The 24,587-nt window shown below is 64.6% G+C and carries 24 protein-coding genes; 18 read left to right on the top strand and 6 right to left on the bottom strand.

Annotated features, from left to right (window positions below; genetic code table 11):
* Positions 1 to 149 precede the first annotated feature (149 nt).
* From ROZ00_13960 to ROZ00_13930, 7 genes are all read left to right on the top strand, one after another.
* Positions 150 to 1,187, top strand: coding sequence for a branched-chain amino acid ABC transporter permease (locus ROZ00_13960; protein MDT3737329.1), 1,038 nt, complete (start codon positions 150 to 152; stop codon positions 1,185 to 1,187).
* Positions 1,184 to 2,944 carry a branched-chain amino acid ABC transporter ATP-binding protein/permease gene (locus ROZ00_13955; GenBank protein ID MDT3737328.1) on the top strand — a complete coding sequence of 587 codons (1,761 nt, stop codon included), beginning with the start codon at positions 1,184 to 1,186 and terminating at the stop codon, positions 2,942 to 2,944. The genes ROZ00_13960 and ROZ00_13955 overlap by 4 nt, the downstream gene beginning before the upstream one ends.
* Positions 2,941 to 3,678 (top strand): ABC transporter ATP-binding protein, encoded by a 738-nt coding sequence (locus ROZ00_13950; protein ID MDT3737327.1) that lies wholly within the window; start codon positions 2,941 to 2,943, stop codon positions 3,676 to 3,678. Before ROZ00_13955 ends, ROZ00_13950 begins: the two co-directional genes overlap by 4 nt.
* 110 nt (positions 3,679 to 3,788) lie before the next feature.
* The gene (gene mnmG / locus ROZ00_13945) at positions 3,789 to 5,690 is read left to right on the top strand and encodes a tRNA uridine-5-carboxymethylaminomethyl(34) synthesis enzyme MnmG (protein MDT3737326.1); all 1,902 of its coding nucleotides are present in this window, start codon (positions 3,789 to 3,791) and stop codon (positions 5,688 to 5,690) included.
* On the top strand, positions 5,687 to 6,316 hold the full coding sequence (gene rsmG, locus ROZ00_13940) for a 16S rRNA (guanine(527)-N(7))-methyltransferase RsmG (protein ID MDT3737325.1): 630 nt from the start codon (positions 5,687 to 5,689) through the stop codon (positions 6,314 to 6,316). Before mnmG ends, rsmG begins: the two co-directional genes overlap by 4 nt.
* A 4-nt stretch (positions 6,317 to 6,320) precedes the next feature.
* On the top strand, positions 6,321 to 7,091 hold the full coding sequence (locus ROZ00_13935; GenBank protein ID MDT3737324.1) for a ParA family protein: 771 nt from the start codon (positions 6,321 to 6,323) through the stop codon (positions 7,089 to 7,091).
* A gap of 13 nt (positions 7,092 to 7,104) precedes the next feature.
* Positions 7,105 to 7,950, top strand: coding sequence for a ParB/RepB/Spo0J family partition protein (locus ROZ00_13930; GenBank protein ID MDT3737323.1), 846 nt, complete (start codon positions 7,105 to 7,107; stop codon positions 7,948 to 7,950).
* Here ROZ00_13930 and ROZ00_13925 read toward each other — a convergent pair.
* Genes ROZ00_13925 through ROZ00_13900 form a run of 6 tightly spaced genes read right to left on the bottom strand, consistent with a single transcriptional unit; the run spans position 7,947 to position 15,253 of the window.
* A complete protein-coding gene (locus ROZ00_13925; protein ID MDT3737322.1) occupies positions 7,947 to 10,562 on the bottom strand; it encodes a DUF2339 domain-containing protein in 2,616 nt (871 codons plus the stop codon). The two genes, ROZ00_13930 and ROZ00_13925, sit on opposite strands and share 4 nt — an antisense overlap.
* 10 nt (positions 10,563 to 10,572) lie before the next feature.
* Positions 10,573 to 12,456 (bottom strand): MFS transporter, encoded by a 1,884-nt coding sequence (locus ROZ00_13920; protein MDT3737321.1) that lies wholly within the window; start codon positions 12,454 to 12,456, stop codon positions 10,573 to 10,575.
* Positions 12,457 to 12,484: 28 nt separating this feature from the next.
* The gene (locus ROZ00_13915) at positions 12,485 to 13,273 is read right to left on the bottom strand and encodes a DUF2145 domain-containing protein (GenBank protein ID MDT3737320.1); all 789 of its coding nucleotides are present in this window, start codon (positions 13,271 to 13,273) and stop codon (positions 12,485 to 12,487) included.
* 11 nt (positions 13,274 to 13,284) lie between these two features.
* Complete coding sequence (locus ROZ00_13910; protein ID MDT3737319.1) at positions 13,285 to 13,701, bottom strand: hypothetical protein; 417 nt, start codon at positions 13,699 to 13,701, stop codon at positions 13,285 to 13,287.
* The gene (locus ROZ00_13905; protein ID MDT3737318.1) at positions 13,698 to 14,945 is read right to left on the bottom strand and encodes an amidohydrolase family protein; all 1,248 of its coding nucleotides are present in this window, start codon (positions 14,943 to 14,945) and stop codon (positions 13,698 to 13,700) included. Before ROZ00_13905 ends, ROZ00_13910 begins: the two co-directional genes overlap by 4 nt.
* Positions 14,942 to 15,253, bottom strand: coding sequence for a metalloregulator ArsR/SmtB family transcription factor (locus tag ROZ00_13900; protein ID MDT3737317.1), 312 nt, complete (start codon positions 15,251 to 15,253; stop codon positions 14,942 to 14,944). The genes ROZ00_13905 and ROZ00_13900 overlap by 4 nt, the downstream gene beginning before the upstream one ends.
* A gap of 195 nt (positions 15,254 to 15,448) precedes the next feature.
* On the opposite strand from ROZ00_13900, the gene ROZ00_13895 reads away from it, so the two are divergent.
* The 11 genes from ROZ00_13895 (at position 15,449) to ROZ00_13845 (ending at position 24,537) form a co-directional block, all read left to right on the top strand.
* On the top strand, positions 15,449 to 15,859 hold the full coding sequence (locus tag ROZ00_13895) for an ATP synthase subunit I (GenBank protein MDT3737316.1): 411 nt from the start codon (positions 15,449 to 15,451) through the stop codon (positions 15,857 to 15,859).
* 2 nt (positions 15,860 to 15,861) lie between these two features.
* Positions 15,862 to 16,719: a F0F1 ATP synthase subunit A gene (gene atpB, locus ROZ00_13890; protein ID MDT3737315.1), complete on the top strand. Its 858-nt coding sequence runs from the start codon at positions 15,862 to 15,864 to the stop codon at positions 16,717 to 16,719.
* Between the two features lie 48 nt (positions 16,720 to 16,767).
* The gene (gene atpE, locus ROZ00_13885) at positions 16,768 to 17,016 is read left to right on the top strand and encodes a F0F1 ATP synthase subunit C (protein MDT3737314.1); all 249 of its coding nucleotides are present in this window, start codon (positions 16,768 to 16,770) and stop codon (positions 17,014 to 17,016) included.
* 31 nt (positions 17,017 to 17,047) lie between these two features.
* Positions 17,048 to 17,521, top strand: a complete 474-nt coding sequence (locus ROZ00_13880; GenBank protein ID MDT3737313.1) for a F0F1 ATP synthase subunit B — start codon at positions 17,048 to 17,050, stop codon at positions 17,519 to 17,521.
* 3 nt (positions 17,522 to 17,524) lie between these two features.
* Positions 17,525 to 18,058: a F0F1 ATP synthase subunit delta gene (locus tag ROZ00_13875; GenBank protein ID MDT3737312.1), complete on the top strand. Its 534-nt coding sequence runs from the start codon at positions 17,525 to 17,527 to the stop codon at positions 18,056 to 18,058.
* A gap of 18 nt (positions 18,059 to 18,076) precedes the next feature.
* Positions 18,077 to 19,615 (top strand): F0F1 ATP synthase subunit alpha, encoded by a 1,539-nt coding sequence (gene atpA, locus ROZ00_13870; protein ID MDT3737311.1) that lies wholly within the window; start codon positions 18,077 to 18,079, stop codon positions 19,613 to 19,615.
* A gap of 19 nt (positions 19,616 to 19,634) precedes the next feature.
* Positions 19,635 to 20,501, top strand: a complete 867-nt coding sequence (atpG, locus tag ROZ00_13865; protein ID MDT3737310.1) for a F0F1 ATP synthase subunit gamma — start codon at positions 19,635 to 19,637, stop codon at positions 20,499 to 20,501.
* A gap of 24 nt (positions 20,502 to 20,525) precedes the next feature.
* Positions 20,526 to 21,905, top strand: coding sequence for a F0F1 ATP synthase subunit beta (gene atpD / locus ROZ00_13860; GenBank protein ID MDT3737309.1), 1,380 nt, complete (start codon positions 20,526 to 20,528; stop codon positions 21,903 to 21,905).
* A gap of 79 nt (positions 21,906 to 21,984) precedes the next feature.
* Entirely contained in the window at positions 21,985 to 22,401 is a 417-nt protein-coding gene (locus tag ROZ00_13855) for a F0F1 ATP synthase subunit epsilon (GenBank protein ID MDT3737308.1), read from the top strand.
* A gap of 265 nt (positions 22,402 to 22,666) precedes the next feature.
* A complete protein-coding gene (locus tag ROZ00_13850; GenBank protein MDT3737307.1) occupies positions 22,667 to 23,935 on the top strand; it encodes a Fic family protein in 1,269 nt (422 codons plus the stop codon).
* 53 nt (positions 23,936 to 23,988) lie between these two features.
* The gene (locus tag ROZ00_13845; GenBank protein MDT3737306.1) at positions 23,989 to 24,537 is read left to right on the top strand and encodes a type I restriction endonuclease; all 549 of its coding nucleotides are present in this window, start codon (positions 23,989 to 23,991) and stop codon (positions 24,535 to 24,537) included.
* Positions 24,538 to 24,587: the final 50 nt, after the last annotated feature.

Raw genomic sequence — 24,587 nt, 5'->3', positions numbered from 1 at the left:
GTTAGAGGCATCGCTCCAGGCGGAGCGAAGGCCGGTGCGTGAGGGCGCGCCGGATAATTGAAGTACGGGAGAGGGCGCTGGCCGTGAGCGGTGACGTACAATCACCGCTCACGCAGCGTCCTTTTTTTACCAATAAAAGACAAGAAACGATGGACTTGCAAATCGCATTGCTGCTCGGCCAGGACGGCATCGTCAACGGCGCCATTTATGCGCTGCTGGCGCTGGCGCTGGTGCTGGTGTTTGCCGTCACGCGGGTCATTTTCATACCCCAGGGCGAATTCGTTGCCTACGGCGCACTGACTCTGGCGGCCTTTCAAGCGGGGAAGACCCCGGGTACGCTCTGGCTCCTGCTCGGCGCCGGTGCCCTGGTTGCAGTTATTGACACTGTCATGGCTGTACGCAGCGGTAGCCTGGGACGGCTGAAACGCATCGCCCTTTGGGATCTGGTTCTGCCTGCCCTGGTGGCCGGACTTGTCCTCTGGCTGGAGCCGGGGAACCTGCCGCTGGTCGCGCAGGTGGCACTATCGCTGGCCATCGTCGTCCCGCTCGGCCCGATGGTCTATCGCCTGGCCTACCAGCCGCTGGCGGAAGCCTCGGTGCTGGTGCTGCTCATCGTCTCGGTGGCGGTGCATCTGGCCCTCGTCGGTCTGGGCCTGCTCTTCTTTGGCGCCGAAGGCTCGCGCACCACGCCCTTCAGTGAAGCGCAGTTCAATCTCGGCACGCTGACGGTCAATGGCCAGACGCTGTGGGTGCTCGGTGCCAGCGCCGTCCTGATCGTTGCCCTCTACCAATTCTTCGGTCGCACGCTCTACGGCAAGGCGTTGCGCGCCACTGCCATCAACCGGGTCGGTGCCCGCCTGATGGGCATCTCCACCACCATGGCGGGCAAGCTGTCCTTCACGCTGGCAGCGGGCATTGGGGCACTTTCCGGCATCCTCATCGCGCCGATCACGACGGTCTACTACGACACCGGTTTCCTCGTCGGTCTGAAGGGTTTCGTCGCCGCCATCATCGCGGGTCTGGTCAGCTACCCGCTTGCCGCCGCCGGAGCCATCCTTGTCGGATTGCTGGAATCTTTCTCTTCCTTCTGGGCCAGTGCCTTCAAGGAAGTCATCGTGTTCACCCTGATCATTCCGGTCCTCGTGTGGCGCTCCTTCACCTCCCATCATGTGGAGGAGGAGGAATGAAAGCGCGTCTGCCCTTCCTGGTATTTCTGGGCCTGCTGGTCCTGGGACCGGCGTTCCTGCCGGAGTTCTATGTCACGCTGCTCAATTACATCGGCTTGTATTCCATCGTCGCGCTCGGCTTGGTCCTGCTGACGGGCGTCGGCGGCCTGACGTCCTTTGGCCAGGCGGCCTTTGTCGGACTCGGTGCCTATGCCACGGGCTATCTGACGACCGCCTACACCGTATCGCCCTGGCTGGCCTTGCTGGTCGGCCTGGCCGTGACGGCCGCAGTAGCGCTGATACTGGGCTTTCTCACACTGCGGCTGTCCGGCCACTATCTGCCGCTGGGCACCATCGCCTGGGGCCTCAGCCTGTATTTCCTTTTCGGCAACCTCGAGTTCCTCGGCGGGCACACCGGCCTGACCGGCATCCCCGTCCTCGAATTGGCCGGTTTCAAGCTGGATACCGGCCGCGAGTTCTATTATCTGATCTGGGCGGCTCTGCTCGGTGCCATGCTGGCGACGCAGAACCTGCTCGATTCGCGGGAGGGGCGCGCCATTCGCGCGCTGAAGGGCGGCGGCCTGATGGCCGAGAGCATGGGCGTCAACACGGCCCGCACGAAGACCATCATCTTCCTGATAGCTGCGCTGTTCGCCTGCGTCTCGGGCTGGCTCTACGCCCATCTTCAGCGATTCGTGAACCCGACGCCCTTCGGCCTGCACATCGGCATCGAGTATCTCTTCATGGCCGTGGTCGGAGGCGCCGCGCATGTCTGGGGCGCATTGGTTGGTGCCGGCCTCATCACCATCCTCAAGCAATGGCTGCAGGATGTCCTGCCGAAGATCTTCGGACAAAGCGGCAATTTCGAGGTGATCTTTTTCGGCATCATGCTGATCTTGGTGCTGCAGCGTGCGCGAGAGGGCATCTGGCCCTGGCTGGTGCGACTGGTTCCGGTGCGGCAGGGACAGCGTACGGTCGCCGAGGCGGAGGCGCTGCCGCGGCGCGAGATGCCGGTTGCCGGTACGGTGCTGCTGGAGGTGAAGGACGCCCGCAAGCAATTCGGCGGCCTGGTCGCCAACAACAACATGAACCTGACCGTGAAGGCCGGCGAAGTGATGGCCCTGATCGGCCCCAACGGCGCCGGCAAGAGCACCATGTTCAACTGCATTTCGGGCGTCGATCCGGTCACCTCCGGCGAGATCCGCTTTCTGGGCGAACGCGTCGACGCGTTGACCTCCCGCGAGATCGCGCGGCGCGGCATGGGCCGTACCTTCCAGCACGTGCGCCTGCTGCCGACCATGAGCGTGCTGGAGAACGTCGCCATCGGCGCCCATCTGCGCGGATCGAAGGGCGTGCTCTCGGCCTCTCTGCATCTCGAGCGCGCCGAGGAGGCCCGCCTGCTGGCCGAGGCCAAGCGTCAACTCGAGCGCGTCGGCCTGGGCGAGCATTTGTTCGACGAGGCGGGCAGCCTGCCGCTCGGCCAGCAGCGCATTCTCGAAATTGCCCGTGCGCTCTGTTCCGATCCCTGCCTGCTGCTGCTCGACGAGCCGGCGGCCGGCCTGCGCTATCTGGAGAAACAGTCGCTGGCCGAACTGCTGCGCAAGCTGCGCAGCGAGGGCATGGGCATCCTGCTGGTGGAACACGACATGGATTTCGTCATGGGCCTAGCCGACCGCGTTGTCGTCATGGAGTTCGGCGAGAAGATTTCCGAAGGCCTGCCCGAGGAAGTACAGAAGGATCCGGTGGTGCTGGAAGCCTATCTCGGAGGGGTGGAATGATGACGACCCCAATCCTGGAAATCCGCGAGCTGTGCGTCTCCTACGGCAAGGTCGAGGCGCTGCACCACATCAACCTCAAGGTGGAGGCGGGGAAGATCGTCACGGTGATCGGACCCAACGGCGCCGGCAAGACCACCATGCTCTCCGCCATCATGGGCCTGCTGCCCTCGAAGGGCGAGATCGAATTCCAGGGCGAGGTGCAGCGCGACATCGAGGTCGAGCATCTCGTCGCCATGGGCATGACGCTGGTGCCCGAGAAGCGCGAGCTGTTCGGCGAGATGAGCGTGGAGGACAACCTCCTGCTCGGTGCCTTCCAGCGCTACCGTCACGGTGACCGCGACGAGGGCAAGACCATGGACCAGGTCTTCGCCACCTTCCCGCGGCTCAAGGAACGGCGCACCCAATTGGCCGGCACGCTCTCCGGCGGCGAGCGGCAGATGCTGGCGGTGGGCCGCGCCCTGATGGCCAAGCCGAAACTGCTCATGCTCGACGAGCCGAGCCTCGGCCTCGCCCCGCTCATCGTGCGCGAGATCTTCCACATCATCGCCGACCTGAAGAAGACCGGCGTCGCCATCCTGCTCGTCGAGCAGAACGCGCGCGCCGCGCTGCAGATCGCCGACTACGGCTACGTCCTCGAGACCGGCAGCGTTGCCCTGGAAGGCGACAGCCGCCAACTGGCTGACGATCCGCGCGTCGTCGAAACCTACCTTGGATTGGGCGGAAAGAAGCAGTAAGTTTATGTAAGTTAAAGATTAAACAGGGAAATGTTTCACGTGAAACATTTCCCTGTTTTTTTGCTCGCTCCTCGCGTATCATGGCGCCTCCCTGAAGCGATCTCCGAGCCATGCTGTTTCCCACGCGTTATGACGTCATCATTATCGGCGGCGGCCATGCCGGCACCGAAGCGGCGCTCGCCGCGGCACGCGCCGGCTGCCGCACGCTGCTGCTGACGCACAACATCGAAACGCTGGGCGCGATGTCCTGCAACCCCTCCATCGGCGGCATCGGCAAGGGGCACCTGGTCAAGGAAGTCGACGCGCTCGGCGGCGCCATGGCGGCGGCCACCGACGAGGCCGGCATCCAGTTCCGCATCCTCAATTCCAGCAAGGGACCGGCGGTGCGCGCCACGCGCGCCCAGGCCGATCGTGTCCTCTACAAGGCGGCGATCCGCCGCCGCCTGGAGAACCAGCCCAATCTGACGCTGTTCCAGGCGGCCGTTGACGACCTCACCGTGTCCGGCGACCGTGTCACCGGCGCCGTCACCCAGCTCGGCCTGCGCTTCGAGGCCGAAACCGTGGTGCTGACCGCCGGCACCTTCCTCGCCGGGCTGATCCATGTCGGCCTCGATCACTACCAGGCCGGCCGTATGGGCGATCCCCCGGCGGTGAGCCTCGCCGCGCGCCTACGCGAGTTGAAGCTGCCCGCCGGTCGCCTGAAGACCGGCACGCCGCCGCGCCTCGACGGGCGCAGCATCGATTTCTCGATCATGACCGTGCAGCCGGGCGACGACCCGGCACCGGTGTTTTCCTTCCTCGGAAATGCTGCGCAGCATCCGCGGCAATTGCCCTGCTGGATCACGCATACCACCCAGCACACGCACGACATCATCCGTGGCGGTCTGGACCGATCGCCCATGTTTACAGGAGTCATCGAAGGAGTGGGTCCTCGCTATTGTCCCTCCATCGAGGACAAGATCCACCGCTTCGCCGACAAGACGAGCCACCAGATCTTCCTCGAGCCGGAAGGCCTGACGACGCACGAGATCTACCCGAACGGCATCTCCACCAGCCTGCCCTTCGATGTGCAGCTCGAGCTGGTGCACTCCATCCCCGGCCTCGAGCACGCCCACATCCTGCGCCCCGGCTACGCCATCGAGTACGACTACTTCGACCCGCGCGGCCTGCATTCCTCGCTGGAAACCAAGGCCATCCGGAACCTGTACTTCGCCGGCCAGATCAACGGCACCACCGGCTACGAAGAGGCCGCCGCCCAGGGCCTGCTCGCCGGCCTCAACGCCGCCCTGCGCGCCAAGGGCGAGGCACCGTGGTGCCCGCGCCGCGACGAAGCCTATCTCGGCGTGCTGGCCGACGACCTCATCACCCGCGGCGTCTCCGAGCCCTACCGCATGTTCACCAGCCGCGCCGAATACCGCCTCAGCCTGCGCGAGGACAACGCCGACCTGCGCCTGACCGAAGCCGGCCGCCGGCTGGGCCTCGTCGACGACGTGCGCTGGGACGCCTTCAGCCGCAAGCGCGAGGCCATCGCCCGCGAGCAGGAGCGCCTGAAGACGACCTGGGTGAATCCTAAGACGGTCGATGCCGCGAACGCCGAACGCGTCCTCGGCAAGCCGCTCGAGCACGAATACAGCCTGGCCGAACTGCTGCGCCGGCCCGACGTGAGCTACGCCAGCCTGATGACGCTACCCGGCGCGGGCGAGCCGATCGTCGATGCGCAGGCCGTCGAGCAGCTGGAGATCCAGGCCAAGTACCAGGGCTACATCGACCGCCAGGCCGAGGAGATCGCCAGGAGCCGCGAGCAGGAAGACACGCCGCTGCCGGACGACCTCGACTACCGCACGGTGCGCGGCCTCTCGATCGAGGTGCAGCAGAAGCTCAACCAGCACCGGCCGGAAACCCTCGGGCAGGCCTCGCGCATCCAGGGCATCACGCCGGCCGCCATCTCGCTGTTGCTGGTGCACCTGAAGCGGCGCGGCTCATCGTTGCGGGAATCCCGCAGGCGCGCATGAGCAGGGTAGAACAAATGTCGCGCGGCCTGGCTGCGCTGGGCCTGGATTTGCCGCCCGCCGAGCAGGAGAAGCTGCTGGCCTTCGCCGCGTTGCTCGGCAAGTGGAACAAGGTGTACAACCTCACCGCGCTGCGCGACGAGGAACAGGTGATCAGCCACCACCTGCTGGATTCGCTGGCGGTGCTGCCGTACTTGGGCAACGCGAAACGCCTCGCCGACATCGGCAGCGGCGGCGGCCTGCCGGGCATCCCGCTCGCCATCGCGCGGCCGGACCTGCAGGTGGCGCTGGTGGAGAGCAACCAGAAGAAATCGGCCTTCCAGCAGCAGGCGAAGATCGAGTTGCGCCTCGCCAACGTCTCGGTGCACTGCGCGCGGGTCGAGGCCTGGCAGCCGGCGGAGAAATGCGACGTGGTGATCTCGCGCGCGTTTTCCGATCTCGCCGAGTTTGTCAAGCTGTCCGGCCATCTGCTCGCCGAAGGCGGCGCGCTGCTGGCCATGAAGGGGGTGCACCCCTACGAGGAAATCGCCCAGCTGCCGGCCGGCTGGCGCGTGGCGGAGGTGACGCCATTGCAAGTGCCGGGCGTGGAGGGCGCGCGCCACCTGGTGCGCGTGATAAGGGAGCAATAAAAAAATGTCCTATATATTTGCAGTCGCCAACCAGAAGGGCGGGGTCGGCAAGACCACCACCACGGTGAACCTCGCTGCGGCGCTCGCCGCCCAGGGCCAGCGCGTGCTGCTGGTCGACCTCGACCCGCAGGGCAACGCTACCATGGGCAGCGGCGTGGACAAGCGCACGCTGAAGAACTCGGTCTACCACGTGCTGCTTGGCCTGACCTCGCTGGCCGAGGCGCGCCAGGCATCCGAGACCGGCAAGTACGACACCCTGCCGGCCAATCGCGATCTTGCCGGCGCCGAAGTGGAGATGGTCGACCTCGACAACCGCGAGACGCGCCTCAAGCACGCCCTGGCGATGCACGACAAGGACTACGATTTCGTCCTCATCGACTGCCCGCCCTCGCTCAGCATGCTGACGCTGAACGGCCTGTGCGCCGCCAACGGCGTCATCATCCCGATGCAGTGCGAGTACTACGCGCTGGAGGGCCTCTCCGACCTGGTGAACACCATCAAGAAGGTGCACGCCAACCTCAACCCGGACCTCAAGATCATCGGCCTGCTGCGCGTCATGTTCGACACGCGCAGCACCCTGTCCAACCAGGTCAGCGCGCAACTCGAGCAGCATTTCGGCGACAAGGTGTTCAAGTCCATCGTGCCGCGCAACGTGCGCCTGGCCGAGGCGCCGAGCTACGGCATGCCCGGCGTGGTGTTCGACCGCGCCGCCAAGGGCGCGCAGGCGTATCTCGCCTTCGCCGCCGAGATGATCGAACGCGTCAAGACATTCTAGGGAGACAAAATACATGGCTACCAAACCGAAAGGCCTCGGCCGCGGGCTCGACGCCCTGCTCGCCGGCAACAGCAACGAGCCGCAGCGCCAGGACACCTTGCGCGTCGACTACCTGCAGCCCGGCAAGTACCAGCCGCGCACGCACATGGACCAGGAGTCGTTGAACGAACTGGCCGCCTCCATCAAGGCCCAGGGCGTCATGCAGCCGATCCTGGTGCGCCCGGTCGACGGCGGCCGCTACGAGATCATCGCCGGCGAGCGCCGCTGGCGCGCTTCGCAGCTGGCCGGCCTGCACGAGGTGCCGGTGCTGGTGCGCGAGATCCCCGACGACGCGGCGCTCGCCATGTCGCTCATCGAGAACATCCAGCGCGAGAACTTGAACCCCCTGGAAGAGGCGATGGGCATCCAGCGCCTCATCGACGAGTTCGGCATGACCCACCAGCAGGCCGCCGATTCCGTCGGCCGCTCGCGTCCCGCCGCCAGCAACCTGCTGCGCCTGCTGCACCTCGCCAAGCCGGTGCAGGACCTGCTCATGTCAGGCCAGATCGACATGGGCCATGCCCGCGCGCTGCTGCCGCTGGCCAAAGCCAGCCAGGTGCAGCTCGCCCACCGCATTTCCGCCAAGGGCTATTCCGTGCGCGAAGCCGAGCGCATGGTGCAGCACGAGCTCAATCCGCCCAAGCAGAAGGCCGCCGCGGCGAAGAAGGAAGACCGCGACGTGGCGCGCCTCGAGGAGGAACTCGCCGATTCGCTCGGCACGCAGGTGAAGATCAAGATGAGCGCCAAGGGTGCCGGCCAGATCGCCATCGGCTTCTCCAGCCTCGACCAGCTCGACGGCCTCCTCGAGAAGCTGCGTTAATTGTTCTCCGCCGCCGCCTCCCGCGGCGGCGTCGGCGCGAAGTAGCTGGCGGCGATCACCAGCAGCGCCACGCCGAGCAACGACACCGTGCGGCCCAGCGTGTTCACGTGGGCCGTGTCCACCAGCATCAGCTTCAGGCCGACCACCCCGAGCAGTCCGAAGCCGGCGAACCACAGCGTGCGCAGGCCGCGGCGCGTCGCCTGGATCATCAGGCCGAGGGCGAGCAGGGTCCACAGGATCGACCAGCTCGCCTGCAGCGCCACCGAGTCGACCAGGGCGTGCCAGACGAAGGGCACGCCCAGCCAGTGGTGCACCGTGCGCGCCGCACCGGCGCTGACCCAGACGAAAGTCAGCCCCCCCAGCACGGCGAAGAGAAGGCCTTTCGCGCGGGACTGCTCACGCACCCAGGCGAACAGCGTCGCCAGCACGAGAATCTGCGCAAGGTCGAGCGGATTGAGCAAGGGGATGTAGGTCCACCCGCCGGCCGTGCCGGAGTAATCGAAGTTGAGCACGCAGGTCCACGCCGCCAGCGCCAGCACCACCGGACTCGAGCCCAGACTCAGATAGGCGTTGCGGTTCGTTGCGAGCGGCCATGCGTCGATCCGCGCTGCATAGTGCGCCGCCGCGAGCTGCAACGCCGGCACCACGCCCCAGCCGAGCATGCGCGCGAGGCGGATCTCGGGCAGCCCTTCCTTCAGCTGCCAGCTCGCCTCCCAGCCGGCGAGCGCGGCGAGCACGCAGAAGCCCAGCGCGTGGCGAAGCTTGAGCCACAGCGTTTCACCTTCATCCTCCTGGCGCTTCAGCACTGCGAAGTGGCCGGCATACGCCAGCAGCCAGCTGATCCACGCCGCATCGGCGAAAGGATGGCGCTTGAGGTCGAGCACCGCCACGGCGCCGCCGGCCAGCACCAGCGGCAGCAGGACGGCGGCCCGGCGTAGAATCAGCCAGTCGAGCCGTTTGCCGGCGAACTCGGCCGCCACCAGCGGCAGGGCAACCAGTGCCAGCGAGGCGGCGAAGCGCCAGGGCCGCTCGACGAAGACGTCGATCTCGTTGAGCCCCGTTCCGTAAAGCCACAGCGCGCTCCACAGCAGCATCGCGGCGGAGAGGAATTGCGGCGCCGCCTTCGGATTCATACGGCTGGCCGCGTAACTCCCGATCAATCCGGCGACCGCCACCAGCATGCCGCCGACGAAGACGTCGTTGGCGAGCGCCGTGACGTGACGGAGCTCGTCGACGTGCAGCAGGAAATAGCCGCCGGCGACGAGCTGCAGCGCCAGGCCGGCCAGCGCGATGCGCGTGCGTTCGCGTTTCGCGCCCATCCACGCCGCCGCCGCGCCTTCCAGCGCCCACAGCGCCACCGTCGCACGCGCGCCGAAGGCAAAGGGCACGGCCAGCGTCAGCAGCGCGGCGCCGACCCAGCGCTGGCTCTCCGCCAGCACCGACAATTCATCGCTGCCGCGCCGGGCGACGAAGGTGGCGATCGCCAGGTAGTACAACCCCGCAAGGCCGGCCGACCAAGCGAGGCCGTATTCGAAGGGCTCCACCAGCGGCACCTGCAGGAAGCCGCACACCACCGGCGTGCCGAAGATCAGCACGGCATCGACGCGGTCCACTGCCGCGGTGCCCGGCGCCGCACGCAGCGCGAACACGATCGGGATCAGGCTGTAGATGAGGAACAGGACGACGAGGAAGGGCTCGGCCGTCGAGAAATACTCCGGCCGGTAGAACTTCAATCCCCAGTTCACACCGATGGCGAAGGTGAGCAGGAAGCCCGCCACGTTGAGCGAGCGCCACGACCTGAACCAGCTCAGGCCGAAGATGAACAGGTTCAGCAGGGTGAAATAGGAGAACAGCACGACGTGGTTGCCGGTGTCGCTCGAAGCGAGGATCGGCGCAAGGAAGGCGCCGATCAGGCCGAGCACCGCCAGCGAGCGGCCGTCCTGGATCGCGGCCAGCAACATGCCGCCGACGCCGAGTAGCACGAACAGCGCGAAGGCCGCGGCGGTGCCGATCAGCGCGTAGCGCGTCAGGGCGAAATAGACGACGAGATACAGCACCGCCACGCCGCCGCCCTGCAGGGCGAAGCCGAACATCTCGTGGCCGGCGCGCTTGCGCCAGCCGAGCACGCCCAGCGCCACGCCGAACAGCGCCGCGATGCCGAGGCGCGCCTCCGCCGGCAGCACGCCGAACTCGGCGGCGAGCTTCAGCGCCGAGCCGACGCCGAAGATCAGCAGCACGACGCCGATCTTCGCCAGGATGTTGCCGCCGAAGAGCAGCTTCGCCAGCCAGCCCGGCTCCTTTTCCGTCGCCGGTTCCCCGGCAGGCGGAACAGCCGCCGCTTCCTCCGGCAAAGTCAGTCTCTGCGGGACGGCGGTTATCTCGGCCTGAGGCTCGGCGTTCGTTTCCGCGGCCGGCGGCGCTTCGACGGCAGGGGCTTCCGCCGGCTTGGGCGGCGCGGCCTGCAGTTCGTCCAGCATCTTGTAGAGCCAGCGCATCTTCGCCTCGAGGTCGGCGTAGCGCCGCTCCGACTCGCGCCGCGCCTTGCCCAGCCGCCATTCCAGCAGGACGTAAATGAAGATCAGCGCGACGAAAAAGCCGAAGACGGTTTCCATTCCTGCCTCCTTAGTGGGCATCCCCGCGGAGATTGGCGACGATTTCCTGCAACGCTTCCGGCGTAGCGGCTGCCGGCGCCACCGCCGGCGCCACGCACAAACTGACTTTCGAGAACAGGCCGCGCCGGAACGGTCGCGTCATGGCCGGCCCGTCCTTGCGCGAGAAGAAGCTGCCCCACAGTCCCTTCAGCGCCATCGGCACCACCGGCACCGGCGTGCGTTCGACGATGCGGGTGATGCCCTTCCTGAACGGATACAGCTCGCCCGTGTCGGTGATGCGGCCTTCCGGGAAGATGCCCACCAGGTCGCCGGCCTCGAGCGCCTTCGCCACCTCGTCGTAGGCCTTGTCCAGCAACGCCGGGTCTTCCTTCGCCGGGGCGATCGGGATGGCGCGCCCTTCGCGGAAAACAAAATTGATGATCGGCAATTTGAAAATCTGGTGGTCCATGACGAAGCGGATCGGCCGCGGGCTGGCCGCCATGATCACCAGCGCGTCCACGAAGCTGACGTGGTTGCAGACGATCACCGCTGCGCCTTCCTCGGGAATGTGCTCCAGCCCTTCCTTCTTCAGGCGGTACACCGAGTGGATCAGCAGCCACACGATGAAGCGCATGAGAAATTCCGGCACCAGCCGGTAGATGTACAACGCGACGACGGCATTCAGCAGCGCCGTGGCGAGCAGCAGCTGCGGGATGGTCAGGCCCGCCGCGAAAAGGCCGATGGCGATGCCGGCCGCGGCGACCATGAACAGCGCATTGAGGATGTTGTTGCCGGCGATGATGCGAGAGCGGTGCGAAGGCTCGGAGCGGATCTGGATCAGCGCATACAGCGGCACGATGTAGAAGCCGCCGAAGAGGCCGATGAGGAACAGGTCGGCGAGGATGCGCCAGTGGCCGGCATCGTGCAGGAAGGCCGCCAGCGCCATCGGTTCGTGCTGGAGGTGCGCGGCCAGCGCGAAATAGAGGTCGATGCCGAACAGCGTCATGCCGATCGAGCCGAAGGGCACCAGGCCGATCTCCACCTTGTGGCCGGACAGGCGCTCGCATAGCAGCGAGCCGACGCCGATGCCGATCGAGAAGACGATCAGCAGCAGCGTCACCACCGACTCCTGGCCGGAGAGGATGTCCTTCGACAGGTTGGGGAACTGCGTGAGGAAGATCGAGCCGTAGAACCAGAACCAGGAGATGCCCAGCACCGAGAGGAACACCGTGCGGTTGCCGCGCATGAACCGGAAGTTGCGCCAGGTCTCGGTGAAGGGGTTCCAGTTGATCCTGAGCGACGGATCGGCCGCCGGGGCGAGCGGTATGAAACGCGAGAGCAGGAAACCCGTCGCCGAGATGCCCATGGTGACGAGGGCCGCCGCGGTGACCCCCCAGCCCTCCTGCGCCACCAGCCAGCCGCCCAGCATCATGCCGGCGAGGATCGCCACCGAGGTGCCCATCTCGACCATGCCGTTGCCGCCGACTAGTTCGGATTCCTTCAGGTGCTGCGGCAGGATGGCGTACTTCACCGGGCCGAACAGCGCCGACTGGACGCCGCCGAGGAAGAGGGCGGTGAACAGCAGCGGCAGGCTGTGCAGGAAGAAGCCCGCCGCGCCGAGCGCCATGCAGCACAGCTCGATCGCCACCGTGATGCTGATCAGGCGCGACTTCTCGTACTTGTCCGCGAGCTGGCCGGCGGTCGCCGAGAACAGGAAGAAGGGCAGCACGAACAGCCCCTGCGCCAGGTTCTGCAGGATGTCCGTCGACATCGTCGTGTAGCTGGCGGTGGAATAGGTGAGCAGGATCACCAGCGCCTGCTTGAAGACGTTGTCGTTGAGCGCGCCGAGGAATTGCACGCCGAAGAAGGGCGCGAAGCGCCGCTCCTTCAGCAGGCCGAACTGACCGGATGACATGAACCTTTCTCCCTGGTATCCGTTGTTGTTAGTCGAGGCGGACCAGCACCCGCTTGCTGGCCGGGTCGCGCGACGCGACGAAGGCAAACACCGATTCCACCGTCACCGTGTCGATCTTGCCGGCCCAGCGCCGCTCCGACGGATGGTCGTCGAAGGCGATGTTGGCGCGGAACATGCGGCCGCCCAGGCGCGTCATCGCGGGAATTTCCAGCGTCGTCGGCGCGTAGCCGCTGGCCTTCAGCCACTGCTGCGCCTCGGCGCGACTGACTGACGGGCCGGGCCCCGTCGCGTCGGCCATCACTTCCAGCGCCCACTGGTTGGAGTTTTGGTAGCGCGTCGAGAACGGATAGGCGAGCATGTTGTAGTTCGGCTCGTGCAGGCGGACGAAATTGCCCTCGCGCAGGCTGGCGGCGACCTTCTTCTGCATCTCCTCGCCCGGCACCACGATCAGCCCTTCCCAGGCGAACAGGTCGTCGAGGAAGAAGTTGGCGAGGCCCTCGTTGAACAAATCGGAAACGGCGGTGCCGCACTGGTTGAGCATGTGCACCACCAGCCAGCGCCCCTGCGGATGGTCGCGCCAGGCGAAGCCGAGATGCGAATAGCGCAGCCGGTATTTCGACAGGTCCTGCCCGACGCGCCCGATCAGGGCGACTTCGGCGCCCGAGGCCTCCAGCGCATCGCGCGTTTTCAGGGCTAGGCGGAAAGCCTTCTGCAGCGTTTCGGCCGTAGGCGGGTTTTCCGAGCAGGTCTGGCCGGCCTGGGCGCGGCCGCCCAGCAAAAACAGGCAGGCCAGGACGAGGAAGAGCGCTTTTCTCATTCAGCCGCCCCTCAGTGCTTCACGCGGGAATGGTGGATCAGCGATTTGCCGACCTCATTGGGAATGAAGGCGATGATCTTTCCCGAGGCGACCAGGGCCTTGCCGGTGGACTCGGCGACCACCGAGACCGCCGTGCCGACGGCGACCGAGGCGTTGCCGGAAAGGTCGGCCGCCACCTTGACCGAGACGGTGGCCGCCTCGGAGGCATTCTTCAGCACCAGCACCACGGCATCGCCTATCTTCTCGATGGACTGGACCGTCAGCATCGAACCGACCGCCATTACCGAAGCGGTTCCGGCGACGACCACGCCGACCGCGCGCGAGGCGGCGGCGGAAGCGTTGCCCGAAGCGCGCGAAGCATCCTGTGCAAAGGTCGGAGCGGAAAACAGCAGGGCGGCGGACAGCAGAACGACAGACTTCAGCTTCATATCTTCTCCTTCTTCTTTTCAAAAAACGATCGGGTCATGAAAACGGACGGTGCGAAGCGCCGGCCCCTGAACGACAGGTGGCGCTTCAGGACGAAGTCGAACAGCAGCGGATTGTGTTTCCGGATTTCGCCCAGCACCGGCACGGCGGACTGCGGTATCAGGCCGAGCTGCACCATATAAGTAACGGAAAACAGCGGCATCACGCCGGGCAGCGGGTAGTCCGAGCCGTTGTGCAGGCGCGCATGCCAATCCTCGCGTGCGAGCACGGTTTCCAGCGCCGGCCCGGCGCGGTTCAGTTGCGTCATGGCCGAGATGTCGCCGTTCAGCTTCGGGCCGTAAGTGGGGTCGTCCATCAGGCGGGCGAAGAGGTCGAAGCTGTCGACATAGGGCCCGTTTTCGCCCTTGTCGAGGTCGCGGTCCTGGCCCATCGAGCCGCAGTGGGCGATCACGGCGCGCACGCCATGGTCCAACGCCCGGCGCAGCAGCAGGGGGTTGCCGAAGTGCTGCGTGTTGCCGCCGTGCACCGCGCGTTCCTCGCCGGCATGGCTGATCAGCGGCAGATCGAGCTTCGCCAGCGCCGCGAAGAAGCGGTCGCACAGGGGCGAGGCCGGGTTCATGCCCTGCGCGGCGGGCAGCCACTTGATGGCACGGGCGCCGCCGGCCGCGGCGCGCTCGAGTGCCTCGATACAATCCGGGCGGTAGGGATGGATCGAAGCCACCCATTCGAAATATTGCGGGTACTTGCGCGCCATGTCCCGCGCGTAGTCGTTCGGCACGAAGAACGAACTGTTGTCGCGGTCGACCGTGCCGTCCTCGCGGTGGTGGTAATCGAAAGCGAACAGCATCAGCTTGACGCCCGGCCGCATGCCTTCCAGCAGGTTGTGCATGCGCTCGATGTAGCTCTGGTCGACCCGGCCGGGGGCGTCGTGGGCGCAGCCGGCGTTCAGGAAGAACAGCCGCTGGGCGTACTGGATCGGGTACACCATGGATTCCAGCGACGGGCTGATCCAGATGCCGCTGCCCGAATCCCCGGTGCCGACGAGGTGGGCGTGGCAGTCCCAGACCTGGGCCGGATCGAGCCCTTCCCAGGCAGCTTCGACAAGTTCGTGATCGGCCACTTCGCGCGGAAGGGCCGCCAGGCATGGGTTCATCAGGCCATGCTCGGGCCAGAAACGCCAGGCGGCTGCGCCGGCAAGTCCCAGGCCGGCAGTGCCGGCGATCATCAGGAAGCGGCGGCGGTTCATGCGTTGTGCTCCAGGTAATCGAGCACATTGCTGAGGACTTCCCGCAGGAAGTCCTTGTTGATCCAGAAGTAAACCTCCTTGCCTTCCTTGCGGCTGTCGAGCACGCCGGCTTCGCGCAGGATCTTCAGGTGGTGCGACACGGCGGAGCGGGAAAGCGTCGATACCTCGGCGATCTGGCCGACATTCAAGCGCTCGCCGGGTTCGAAAGTCAGCAGGATGCGCTGGCGATGCTCGTCGCCGAGCGCGGTGAATACCCTGGACATGTGCTTCCAGGCAGACGGGATGGCGCGGGAGTAGTCGGGATTCATAACGAAGAATTTAGTTATTTAGTTATATCTTGTCAATGACAAATTTTGCTGCGTCGCACCAATATGGGTATTGAACCGATCTATTTGATAACTGGAGATTTAATTGGCTTGCATACCAGCAACCACGCGGTTTTCCGGTTTGACAGATCTTTTATAAGACTATAAAATCCGCCGTCTTTGTAAGCGGCGGCCGCGTTGCGCAGCGCGAAGTTTTGCAGCGCGCAAATTCGGGTTGTCGAGCGTGGTGAAGCCGGCATGCTGATGTTCCGGGCAGTTTTTCTGCAAGCGGTCGCAACCCTGGTGGTGGCGGCAATCGCGGGGCTCCTGGCAGGTAAGCACGGCGCGGTTTCGGCGGCACTCGGTGGTGCCGCGATCGTCCTGCCCAATGCGCTTTTCGCCCTGCGTCTGTTCGCGGAAAGCCGGAAGCCGGGCGGCGCTTCACCCGCCGCGTTCTTTGTCGGGGAATTCATGAAAGTCGCCGCAACCATCGCGTTGCTGGCGGCGGCCGCAAGCCTGTACCGCGAAATGCATTGGCTCGCATTGATCGCTGGTCTGGTAGTGGCCCTTAAAGCGAATCTATTGGCACTTTTGAGCAAAAAGTTCTGAACATGGCTACCGAGCACGCTCCCACCGCTTCCGAATACATCGTCCACCACCTCACCTTCCTCACCAACAAGAAGCAGGTTGGCCTGGTCGACTGGTCGGTCCTCCACCTCGATACCCTGTTCTTCTCCATCGGCCTCGGCCTGCTCGGCGTGTTCATCCTCGCCCGCCTTGCCGCCCGCGCCACTTCCGGCGTGCCGGGCCGCTTCCAGGCCGCCGTCGAGATCGTCGTCGAAATGGTCGCCGACCAGGCCAAGGGCATCGTGCATTCGCCCGAGTCGCGCAAGTTCGTCGCCCCGCTGGCGCTCACCGTGTTCATGTGGATCTTCCTGATGAACGCCATGGATCTGCTGCCGGTCGATCTGCTGCCGAAAATTTGGTCCTGGATTTTCGGCGCTGCCGGCCACGATCCGCACCATGCCTACCTGCGCGTCGTGCCGACCGCCGACTTGAACGCCACGCTCGGCATGTCCTCCGCCGTGCTCCTGCTCTGCCTCTACTACAGCGTCAAGATCAAGGGCCTCGGCCACTGGATCCACGAACTGTTCACCGCCCCCTTCGGCGCGCATCCCGTGTTGTGGCCGATCAACTTCGCCATGCAGCTGATCGAATTCGTCGCCAAGACCGTCTCGCACGGCATGCGACTCTTCGGCAACATGTACGCCGGCGAACTGATCTTCATGCTGATCGCCCTGATGGGCGCGGCCTGGGCCGGCACCCTCGGCTCCGGCCTGCTCTGGATCGGCGGCGTCATCGCCGGCACGATCTGGGCCATTTTCCACATCCTGATCATCACCCTCCAGGCCTTCATCTTCATGATGCTGACCCTGGTGTATGTCGGTCAGGCGCACGAGAGTCACTAATTACTTAACCCGTTTTTTGTCTTAAACCTCGTAACCAAAGGAGTTGTCATGGAACAAATCATTGGCTTCGTTGCTCTGGCCGCCGGCCTGATCATCGGTCTGGGTGCCGCCGGCGCCTGTATCGGCATCGGCATCATGGGCAGCCGCTTCCTCGAGTCGTCGGCCCGTCAGCCCGAGCTGATGAACACCCTGCAGACCAAGATGTTCCTGCTGGTCGGCCTGATCGACGCCGCGTTCATTATCGGCACCGGTATCGCCCTCTGGTACACCACTGCCAACCCGTTCCTGCCGAAGTAATCGACCCCCGTCCAATCAAGGAGCGATTACCGTGAATCTGAACGCAACGCTGTTTGCCCAGCTGGTTGTGTTCTTCATTCTGGCGTGGTTCACGATGAAATTCGTGTGGCCGCCCATCATGAAGGCACTCGACGAGCGCGCGAAGAAGATCGCCGACGGGCTATCGGCTGCGGACAAGGCGAAATCCGAACTGGCGCTGACCGAGAAAAAGGTCGTCGATGAGCTGAAGAAGGCCCGCGAATCCGCCACCGAGCTGCGTGCCGGTGCCGAGAAGCAGGGCGCCCAGCTGATCGAGGAAGCCCGCCAGGAAGCGGCGCGCATCATTACGCAAGCCCGCCAGGCCGCCGAGGCCGAGGCCGGCGTCGCCGCCCAGCGCGCCAAGGAGGCCCTGCGCGAGCAGGTCGCCGCCCTCGCCGTCGCCGGTGCCGAGCGCATCCTGCGCAAGGAAATCAACGCCCAAGTCCACGCCGACCTGCTCGCCAACCTGAAACAGGAACTCAAGTAAGCCATGGCCGAGAACATCACCCTCGCACGCCCCTACGCCGATGCCGCATTTCAATTGGCGCGGGCGACCAATGCGCTGGGTCCATGGCAGCAGGCGCTCGACCGCATGGCGGCCGTCGCCGCCGACGCGCAGATGGTGGAATGCATCGGCAATCCCCGCCTGCTGCCGGCGCAGGTCGCGCAGCTGTTCCTCGACGTCGTCGGATCGGTCTCTGCCGAACAGCAGAACTTCGTCCGCCTCCTCGTCGACAACGAGCGCCTGCAGGTTCTCCCCGAGATCCGCGACCTTTACGTCGAACTGAAGAACGGGCAGGAGGGTGTGCAGGAGGCCGACATCGCCTCCGCCTTCCCGCTAGACGATGCCACGCTGAAGAATCTCGTCGCCGAACTGGAAGCACGCTTCAAGTGCAAGATCCAGGCGACGGTCAGCCTCGACCCCGAGCTCATCGGCGGGGTGCGGATCGCCGTCGGCGATCAGGTCATCGACGCTTCCGTGCGCGGCAAGCTCGCAGCCATGGCCACGGCGCTACAGAGCTAAGAAACCAGGAGTCAAGACATGCAACTCAATCCCTCCGAAATCAGCGACCTGATCAAGAGCAAGATCCAGAATCTGCAGCTGGCCGCCACCGCCCGCACGGAAGGCACCGTCGTCTCCGTGACCGACGGCATCTGCCGCGTGCACGGCCTGGCCGACGTCATGCAGGGCGAAATGCTGGAATTCCCCGGCAACACCTTCGGCCTCGCCATGAACCTCGAGCGCGACTCCGTCGGCGCGATCATTCTCGGCGAATACGAGCACATCACCGAAGGCGACACCGTCAAGTGCACGGGCCGCATCCTCGAAGTGCCGGTCGGTCCCGAGATGGTCGGCCGCGTCGTGAACGCCCTGGGCCAGCCCATCGACGGCAAGGGCCCGATCGCCGCCAAGCTCTCCGAGCCGATCGAGAAGATCGCCCCGGGCGTGATCTGGCGTAAATCGGTGTCGCAGCCGGTGCAGACCGGCCTCAAGTCGGTCGACTCCATGGTGCCGATCGGCCGCGGCCAGCGCGAGCTGATCATCGGCGACCGCCAGACCGGCAAGACCGCGGTGGCCATCGACACCATCATCAACCAGAAGGGCAAGGACCTGTTCTGCGTCTACGTCGCCATCGGCCAGAAGGCCTCGACGGTGAAGAACGTGATCCGCAAGCTGGAAGAGACCGGCGCGATGGAATACACCATCGTCGTCGTCGCCACCGCCTCCGAGTCCGCCGCGATGCAGTACATCGCCCCGTACTCCGGCTGCACCATGGGCGAATACTTCCGCGACAACGGCCAGGACGCCCTGATCATTTATGACGACTTGACCAAGCAGGCCTGGGCCTACCGCCAGATCTCGCTGCTGCTGCGCCGTCCGCCCGGCCGCGAAGCCTACCCCGGCGACGTGTTCTACCTGCACTCCCGCCTGCTCGAGCGCGCCGCCCGCGTCTCCGAAGCCTACGTCGAGAAGTACACCAAGGGCCAGGTCAAGGGCAAGACCGGTTCGCTCACCGCGCTCCCCGTCATCGAGACGCAGGCCGGCGACGTGACCGCCTTCGTGCCGACCAACGTCATCTCGATCACCGACGGCCAGATCTTCCTGGAGACCGACCTCTTCAACGCCGGCATCCGTCCCGCCATCAACGCCGGCATCTCGGTGTCCCGCGTCGGCGGCGCCGCCCAGACCAAGGTCATCAAGAAGCTCGGCGGCGGCGTGCGTCTGGCSCTSGCCCAGTACCGCGAACTCGCGGCCTTCGCCCAGTTCGCCTCCGACCTGGACGAAGCCACCCGCAAGCAGCTCGAGCGCGGCCGCCTGGTGACGGAACTGATGAAGCAGGCCCAGTACTCGCCGATGCAGGTGGCGGAAATGGCCGTGACCCTGTTCACCATCAACAAGGGCTACTTCGACGACGTCGAGGTGAAGCGCGCCCTCGCCTGCGAGGCCGCCCTGCACCAGTACATGCGCCAGAAATACGCCGACCTCATGAACAAGATCGAAAGCACCAAGGACCTCGACGCCGATGCGGAGAAGGCCCTCGATGCCGCCGTTCAAGAGTTCAAGAAGACCTGGGCGTAACCACTAGCCGGAGCCAACCATGCCAAGCGGCAAGGAAATACGCACCAAGATCAAGAGCGTGCAAAACACGCGCAAGATCACCAAGGCCATGGAGATGGTCGCGGCCTCGAAGATGCGCAAGGCACAGGAGCGCATGAAGGCCGCGCGTCCCTACGGCGAGAAGATCCGCCGGCTGGCCGCCAACCTGTCCCACGCCAACTCCGAGTACAAGCACCCCTTCCTCAAGAAGATGGGCGAAGTGAAGCGCGTCGGCCTGATCGTCGTCACGACCGACAAGGGTCTGTGCGGCGGCCTCAACACCAACGTGCTGCGCATCGCGCTCAACAGCCTGAAGGAATGGGAAGGCAAGGGCGCCGCCGACATCCGCGTCACCGCCATCGGCTCGAAGGGCCTCGGCTTCATGCAGCGCCTCGGCGCCAAGGTCGTGTCCAACGTCACGCACCTTGGCGACACGCCGCACCTCGAGAAGATGATCGGCCCGGTGAAGGTCATGCTCGACGCCTTCCAGGCCGGCGAGCTCGACGCCGTCTACATCGCCTACACCCGCTTCCTGAACACCATGAAGCAGGAGCCGGTGCTGGAACAGCTGCTGCCGCTCTCCGGCGAACAGCTGCGCCCGACCGAGCACGGCTGGGACTACATCTACGAGCCGGACGCCCGCGCCGTCATCGACGAGCTGCTGGTCCGCTACGTCGAGGCACTGGTGTACCAGTCGGTGGCCGAGAACATGGCCTCCGAGCAGAGCGCGCGGATGGTCGCCATGAAGGCCGCCTCCGACAACGCCGGCAACGTGATCAACGAACTGCAGCTGGTCTACAACAAGACCCGCCAGGCCGCGATCACCAAGGAAATTTCCGAAATCGTCGGCGGCGCAGCAGCCGTCTAAGAATTTGTTAATTGGGGAAATACGATGAGTCAAGGAACGATCGTACAGTGCATCGGCGCCGTGGTGGACGTCCAGTTCAAGCGCGAAGACATGCCGAAAGTCTATGACGCTCTCAAGATGGACGGCTCCGAGCTGACGCTGGAAGTGCAGCAGCAGCTCGGCGACGGCGTCGTGCGCACCATCGCGCTGGGCTCCTCCGAGGGCCTGCGCCGCGGCATGGTGGTCAGCAACACCGGCAAGCCCATCATGGTGCCCTGCGGCAAGGCCACCTTGGGCCGCATCATGGACGTGCTCGGCGCGCCCATCGACGAAGCCGGCCCGGTGGCCACCGAAGACCGCCGCTCCATCCACCAGAAGGCCCCCGCCTTCGACGAGCTGGCCCCCAGCCAGGAGCTGCTCGAGACCGGCATCAAGGTTATCGACCTGATCTGCCCGTTCGCCAAGGGCGGCAAGGTCGGCCTGTTCGGCGGCGCCGGCGTCGGCAAGACGGTGAACATGATGGAGCTCATCCGCAACATCGCCATCGAGCACTCCGGCTACTCCGTGTTCACCGGCGTGGGCGAGCGCACCCGCGAGGGCAACGACTTCTACCACGAGATGAAGGAGTCCAACGTTCTCGACAAGGTCGCCCTGGTGTACGGCCAGATGAACGAGCCCCCCGGCAACCGTCTGCGCGTCGCGCTGACCGGCCTCACCATGGCCGAGCACTTCCGCGACGAAGGCCGCGACGTGCTGCTGTTCGTCGACAACATCTACCGCTTCACGCTGGCCGGCACCGAAGTGTCCGCGCTGCTGGGCCGCATGCCCTCCGCCGTGGGCTACCAGCCGACGCTGGCCGAGGAAATGGGCCGCCTGCAGGAGCGCATCACCTCCACCAAGACCGGCTCGATCACCTCGATCCAGGCCGTGTACGTGCCCGCCGACGACCTCACCGACCCGTCGCCGGCCACCACCTTCGGCCACCTCGACGCCACCGTCGTGCTCTCGCGCGACATCGCCGCGCTGGGCATCTACCCCGCCGTGGATCCGCTGGATTCCACCAGCCGCCAGATCGACCCCAACGTCGTCGGCGAGGAGCACTACTCCACGACCCGCGCCGTGCAGGCCACGCTCCAGCGCTACAAGGAACTGCGCGACATCATCGCGATTCTGGGCATGGACGAACTGGCCCCGGAAGACAAGCTCGTCGTCTCCCGCGCCCGCAAGATCCAGCGCTTCCTCTCGCAGCCCTTCTTCGTCGCCGAAGTGTTCACCGGTTCCGCCGGCAAGTACGTGCCGCTGAAGGAAACCATCCGCGGCTTCAAGATGATCGTCAACGGCGAGTGCGACGCCCTGCCCGAGCAGGCCTTCTACATGATCGGCACCATCGACGAAGCCTTCGAGAAGGCCAAGACCCTGCAATAACGGACTTCCCTCCCTCTCCCGCAAGCGGGAGAGGGCCGGGGAGAGGGCAAGAGGGAAATAGGGAAAGGTAACCATGGCAATGACCGTACACGTCGACATCGTCAGCGCGGAAGAATCGATCTTCTCGGGTCTGGCGGAGTTCGTCGTTCTCCCGGGCGAAGCCGGCGAGCTGGGCATCATGCCCGGCCACACGCCGCTGCTCACCCGCATCAAGCCGGGCGTCGTCCGCGTCAAGACGCAGGACGGCCACGAAGAGCTGGTTTTCGTCGCCGGCGGCATGCTCGAAGTGCAGCCCAACCTCGTCACCGTGCTGGCCGACACCGCCATCCGCGGCAAGGACCTCGACGAAGCCAAGGCCCTCGACGCCAAGAAGAAGGCCGAGGAAGCGCTGCAGAACAAGACCTCGCAACTCGAGTACGCCAAGGCCCAGGCCGAACTGGCCGAAGCCATCGCCCAACTCGCCGCCATCCAGAAACTGCGCAAGCCGCGGCACTGAGCGAAAGTAACAGCAAATAAAAAAGGCAGCTTCGGCTGCCTTTTTTATTTGTTTTCATTAAGTTAGTCAGGTTAAAACCTATTAACTTACTAGCCATTTACTAATTTGCTATCGAATTAGTAGACAAGCCCTGACCTGGCTAGTAACCTACTAATCAATTACTAATTCAATAGCAAATTAGTAGGTGGCCATGAAAATCCCAATATCGCCCCCCTCCGAATGGGCTATCTCCGGAAAGATCCCACCTGAACGGATGAGCCGGATCATGGAGAACTATTCTCCTCTGGCGGCGGGCGAATACCTCCACTGGGATCAGATACGTCATCGTGCCCCGCCGAACGACCTTTCATTGGAAGAATGGTGGTTTGCGATTAAGATGGCGCGCCTTGGCCAGTCCCGGCAACTTCCGTTACTGGATAAGGCTGGCAAACCCTTCTTGCTGGCAATGCCGGAATCCGTGTTGATTCATTTGCATCACATCGACCGCGATGCCGCAGGCGAGATACGCGCAGCCGCAGAGATCAATACTCCGGAACAGCGTAATCGTTATCTGCTTCATTCGCTCATCGAAGAAGCCATCACCTCAAGTCAGCTAGAAGGCGCTGCCACTACGCGGAAAGTTGCCGAGTCCATGCTGCGCGAACAACGCAAGCCGCGTGACCGCAGCGAGCAAATGATCTTCAACAACTACCAGGCGATGGAAATCATTCGGGGCATGAAGGATGACCCAATAACGCCCGAGCGAATCCTGAATCTGCACCGCGTTCTTACGGAAGGTACGCTCGATGACCCCGCCGATGCTGGACGCTTGCGTCTAAACGATGACGTGCATGTCGTCGATCACCGAGACGGTACTCTTCTGCATCAACCGCCCCCCTTCGGCGAATTACCGGAACGTCTCGAGCGGCTATGTGCGTTCGCCAACGCTGACGAAAACGCCGTGCCCTTCGTGCATCCGGTGCTGCGTGCGATCCTGCTTCACTTCATGATTGGCTACGACCATCCGTTCGTGGATGGCAATGGCCGCACTGCACGGGCGTTGTTCTACTGGTCCATGGCGCGCAGTGGCTACTGGTTGATGGAATTCCTTTCGATCTCCCATTTCCTGCGTGCCGCACCTTCGCAGTATGTGAAGGCGTATCTCTACACAGAGACCGATGGCAGCGATACCACCTACTTCGCTCTGCACCAGCTCGATATCATCCGCAAGGCCATTGAAGCGCTACATGACTATCTCGCACGCATGGGTGAAGAACAGCGCAGCGCCCAGCGCTTGCTGTCAACTTCTCCGGCTCTGCGCAACAAATTCAATCACCGTCAAGTCGCCCTGCTGGGGCATGCCCTCAAACATCCGGGTGAAATCTACCGAATCGACACACACCAACGTGTGCATAGCACTGCCTATCAAACGGCGCGCTCGGATCTGTTGAATCTTGCCAAGCTGAACCTTTTGATAGCGGACCGCAGCGGCCGAGCCATGCTCTTTACTGCACCGGGGGATTTGCAGGAACGGATTGTGAATATGGCGAGCTAAGGCCCCGCCCGTGCTAGCATTCCCGTCGTCATTTCCAAGATGAGACTCTAGTCTTGGCGCCACAACCAGAACAAAAAGCGAGGGAGGAGATCGACCGGCTGCTATCGGCAGCGGGTTGGCATGTCTGCGACGCCGATAAAGCCAACATCCACGCCGCGCGCGGCGTGGCCATTCGCGAGTTTCCCCTCCCAGGCTATGGCTTCGCCGACTACCTGCTTTACGTGGAGGGCAAGGCCGCCGGGGTAATCGAAGCCAAAAAGGAAGGCGTCACCCTTACCGGCGTCGAGACTCAATCCGACAAATACACCAAGGGCCTGCCCGCCGGACTGCCGCGCTGGGGCAATCCCTTGCCCTTCTCTTATCAATCGACCGGGGCGGAAACCCGCTTCACCAACGGTCTCGATCCCCAGCCCCGCTCCCGGCCGGTGTTCGCTTTTTACAAGCCCGACCTGCTGGCCGAATGGCTCGCCTACCTCCCCTCTCTCGCAAGAGGGAGAGGGGCCGGGGGAGAGGGCGCTTTTACTGCCGCCCCGCCCTATGCCACTTTTCTCAGCCCCCGCGCCCCCGAAGAGCCGGCGCTGAGCCAATTGTCGGTCGCATGAAGGGCATCCTAAAAGGTAAGCTTGGTGCTATTGCGGCCAGTTTATGAAGG

Source organism: Denitratisoma sp., from assembly GCA_032027165.1.
Lineage (GTDB): Bacteria > Pseudomonadota > Gammaproteobacteria > Burkholderiales > Rhodocyclaceae > Desulfobacillus.
This window is presented reverse-complemented; position numbering and strand designations above follow the sequence as displayed.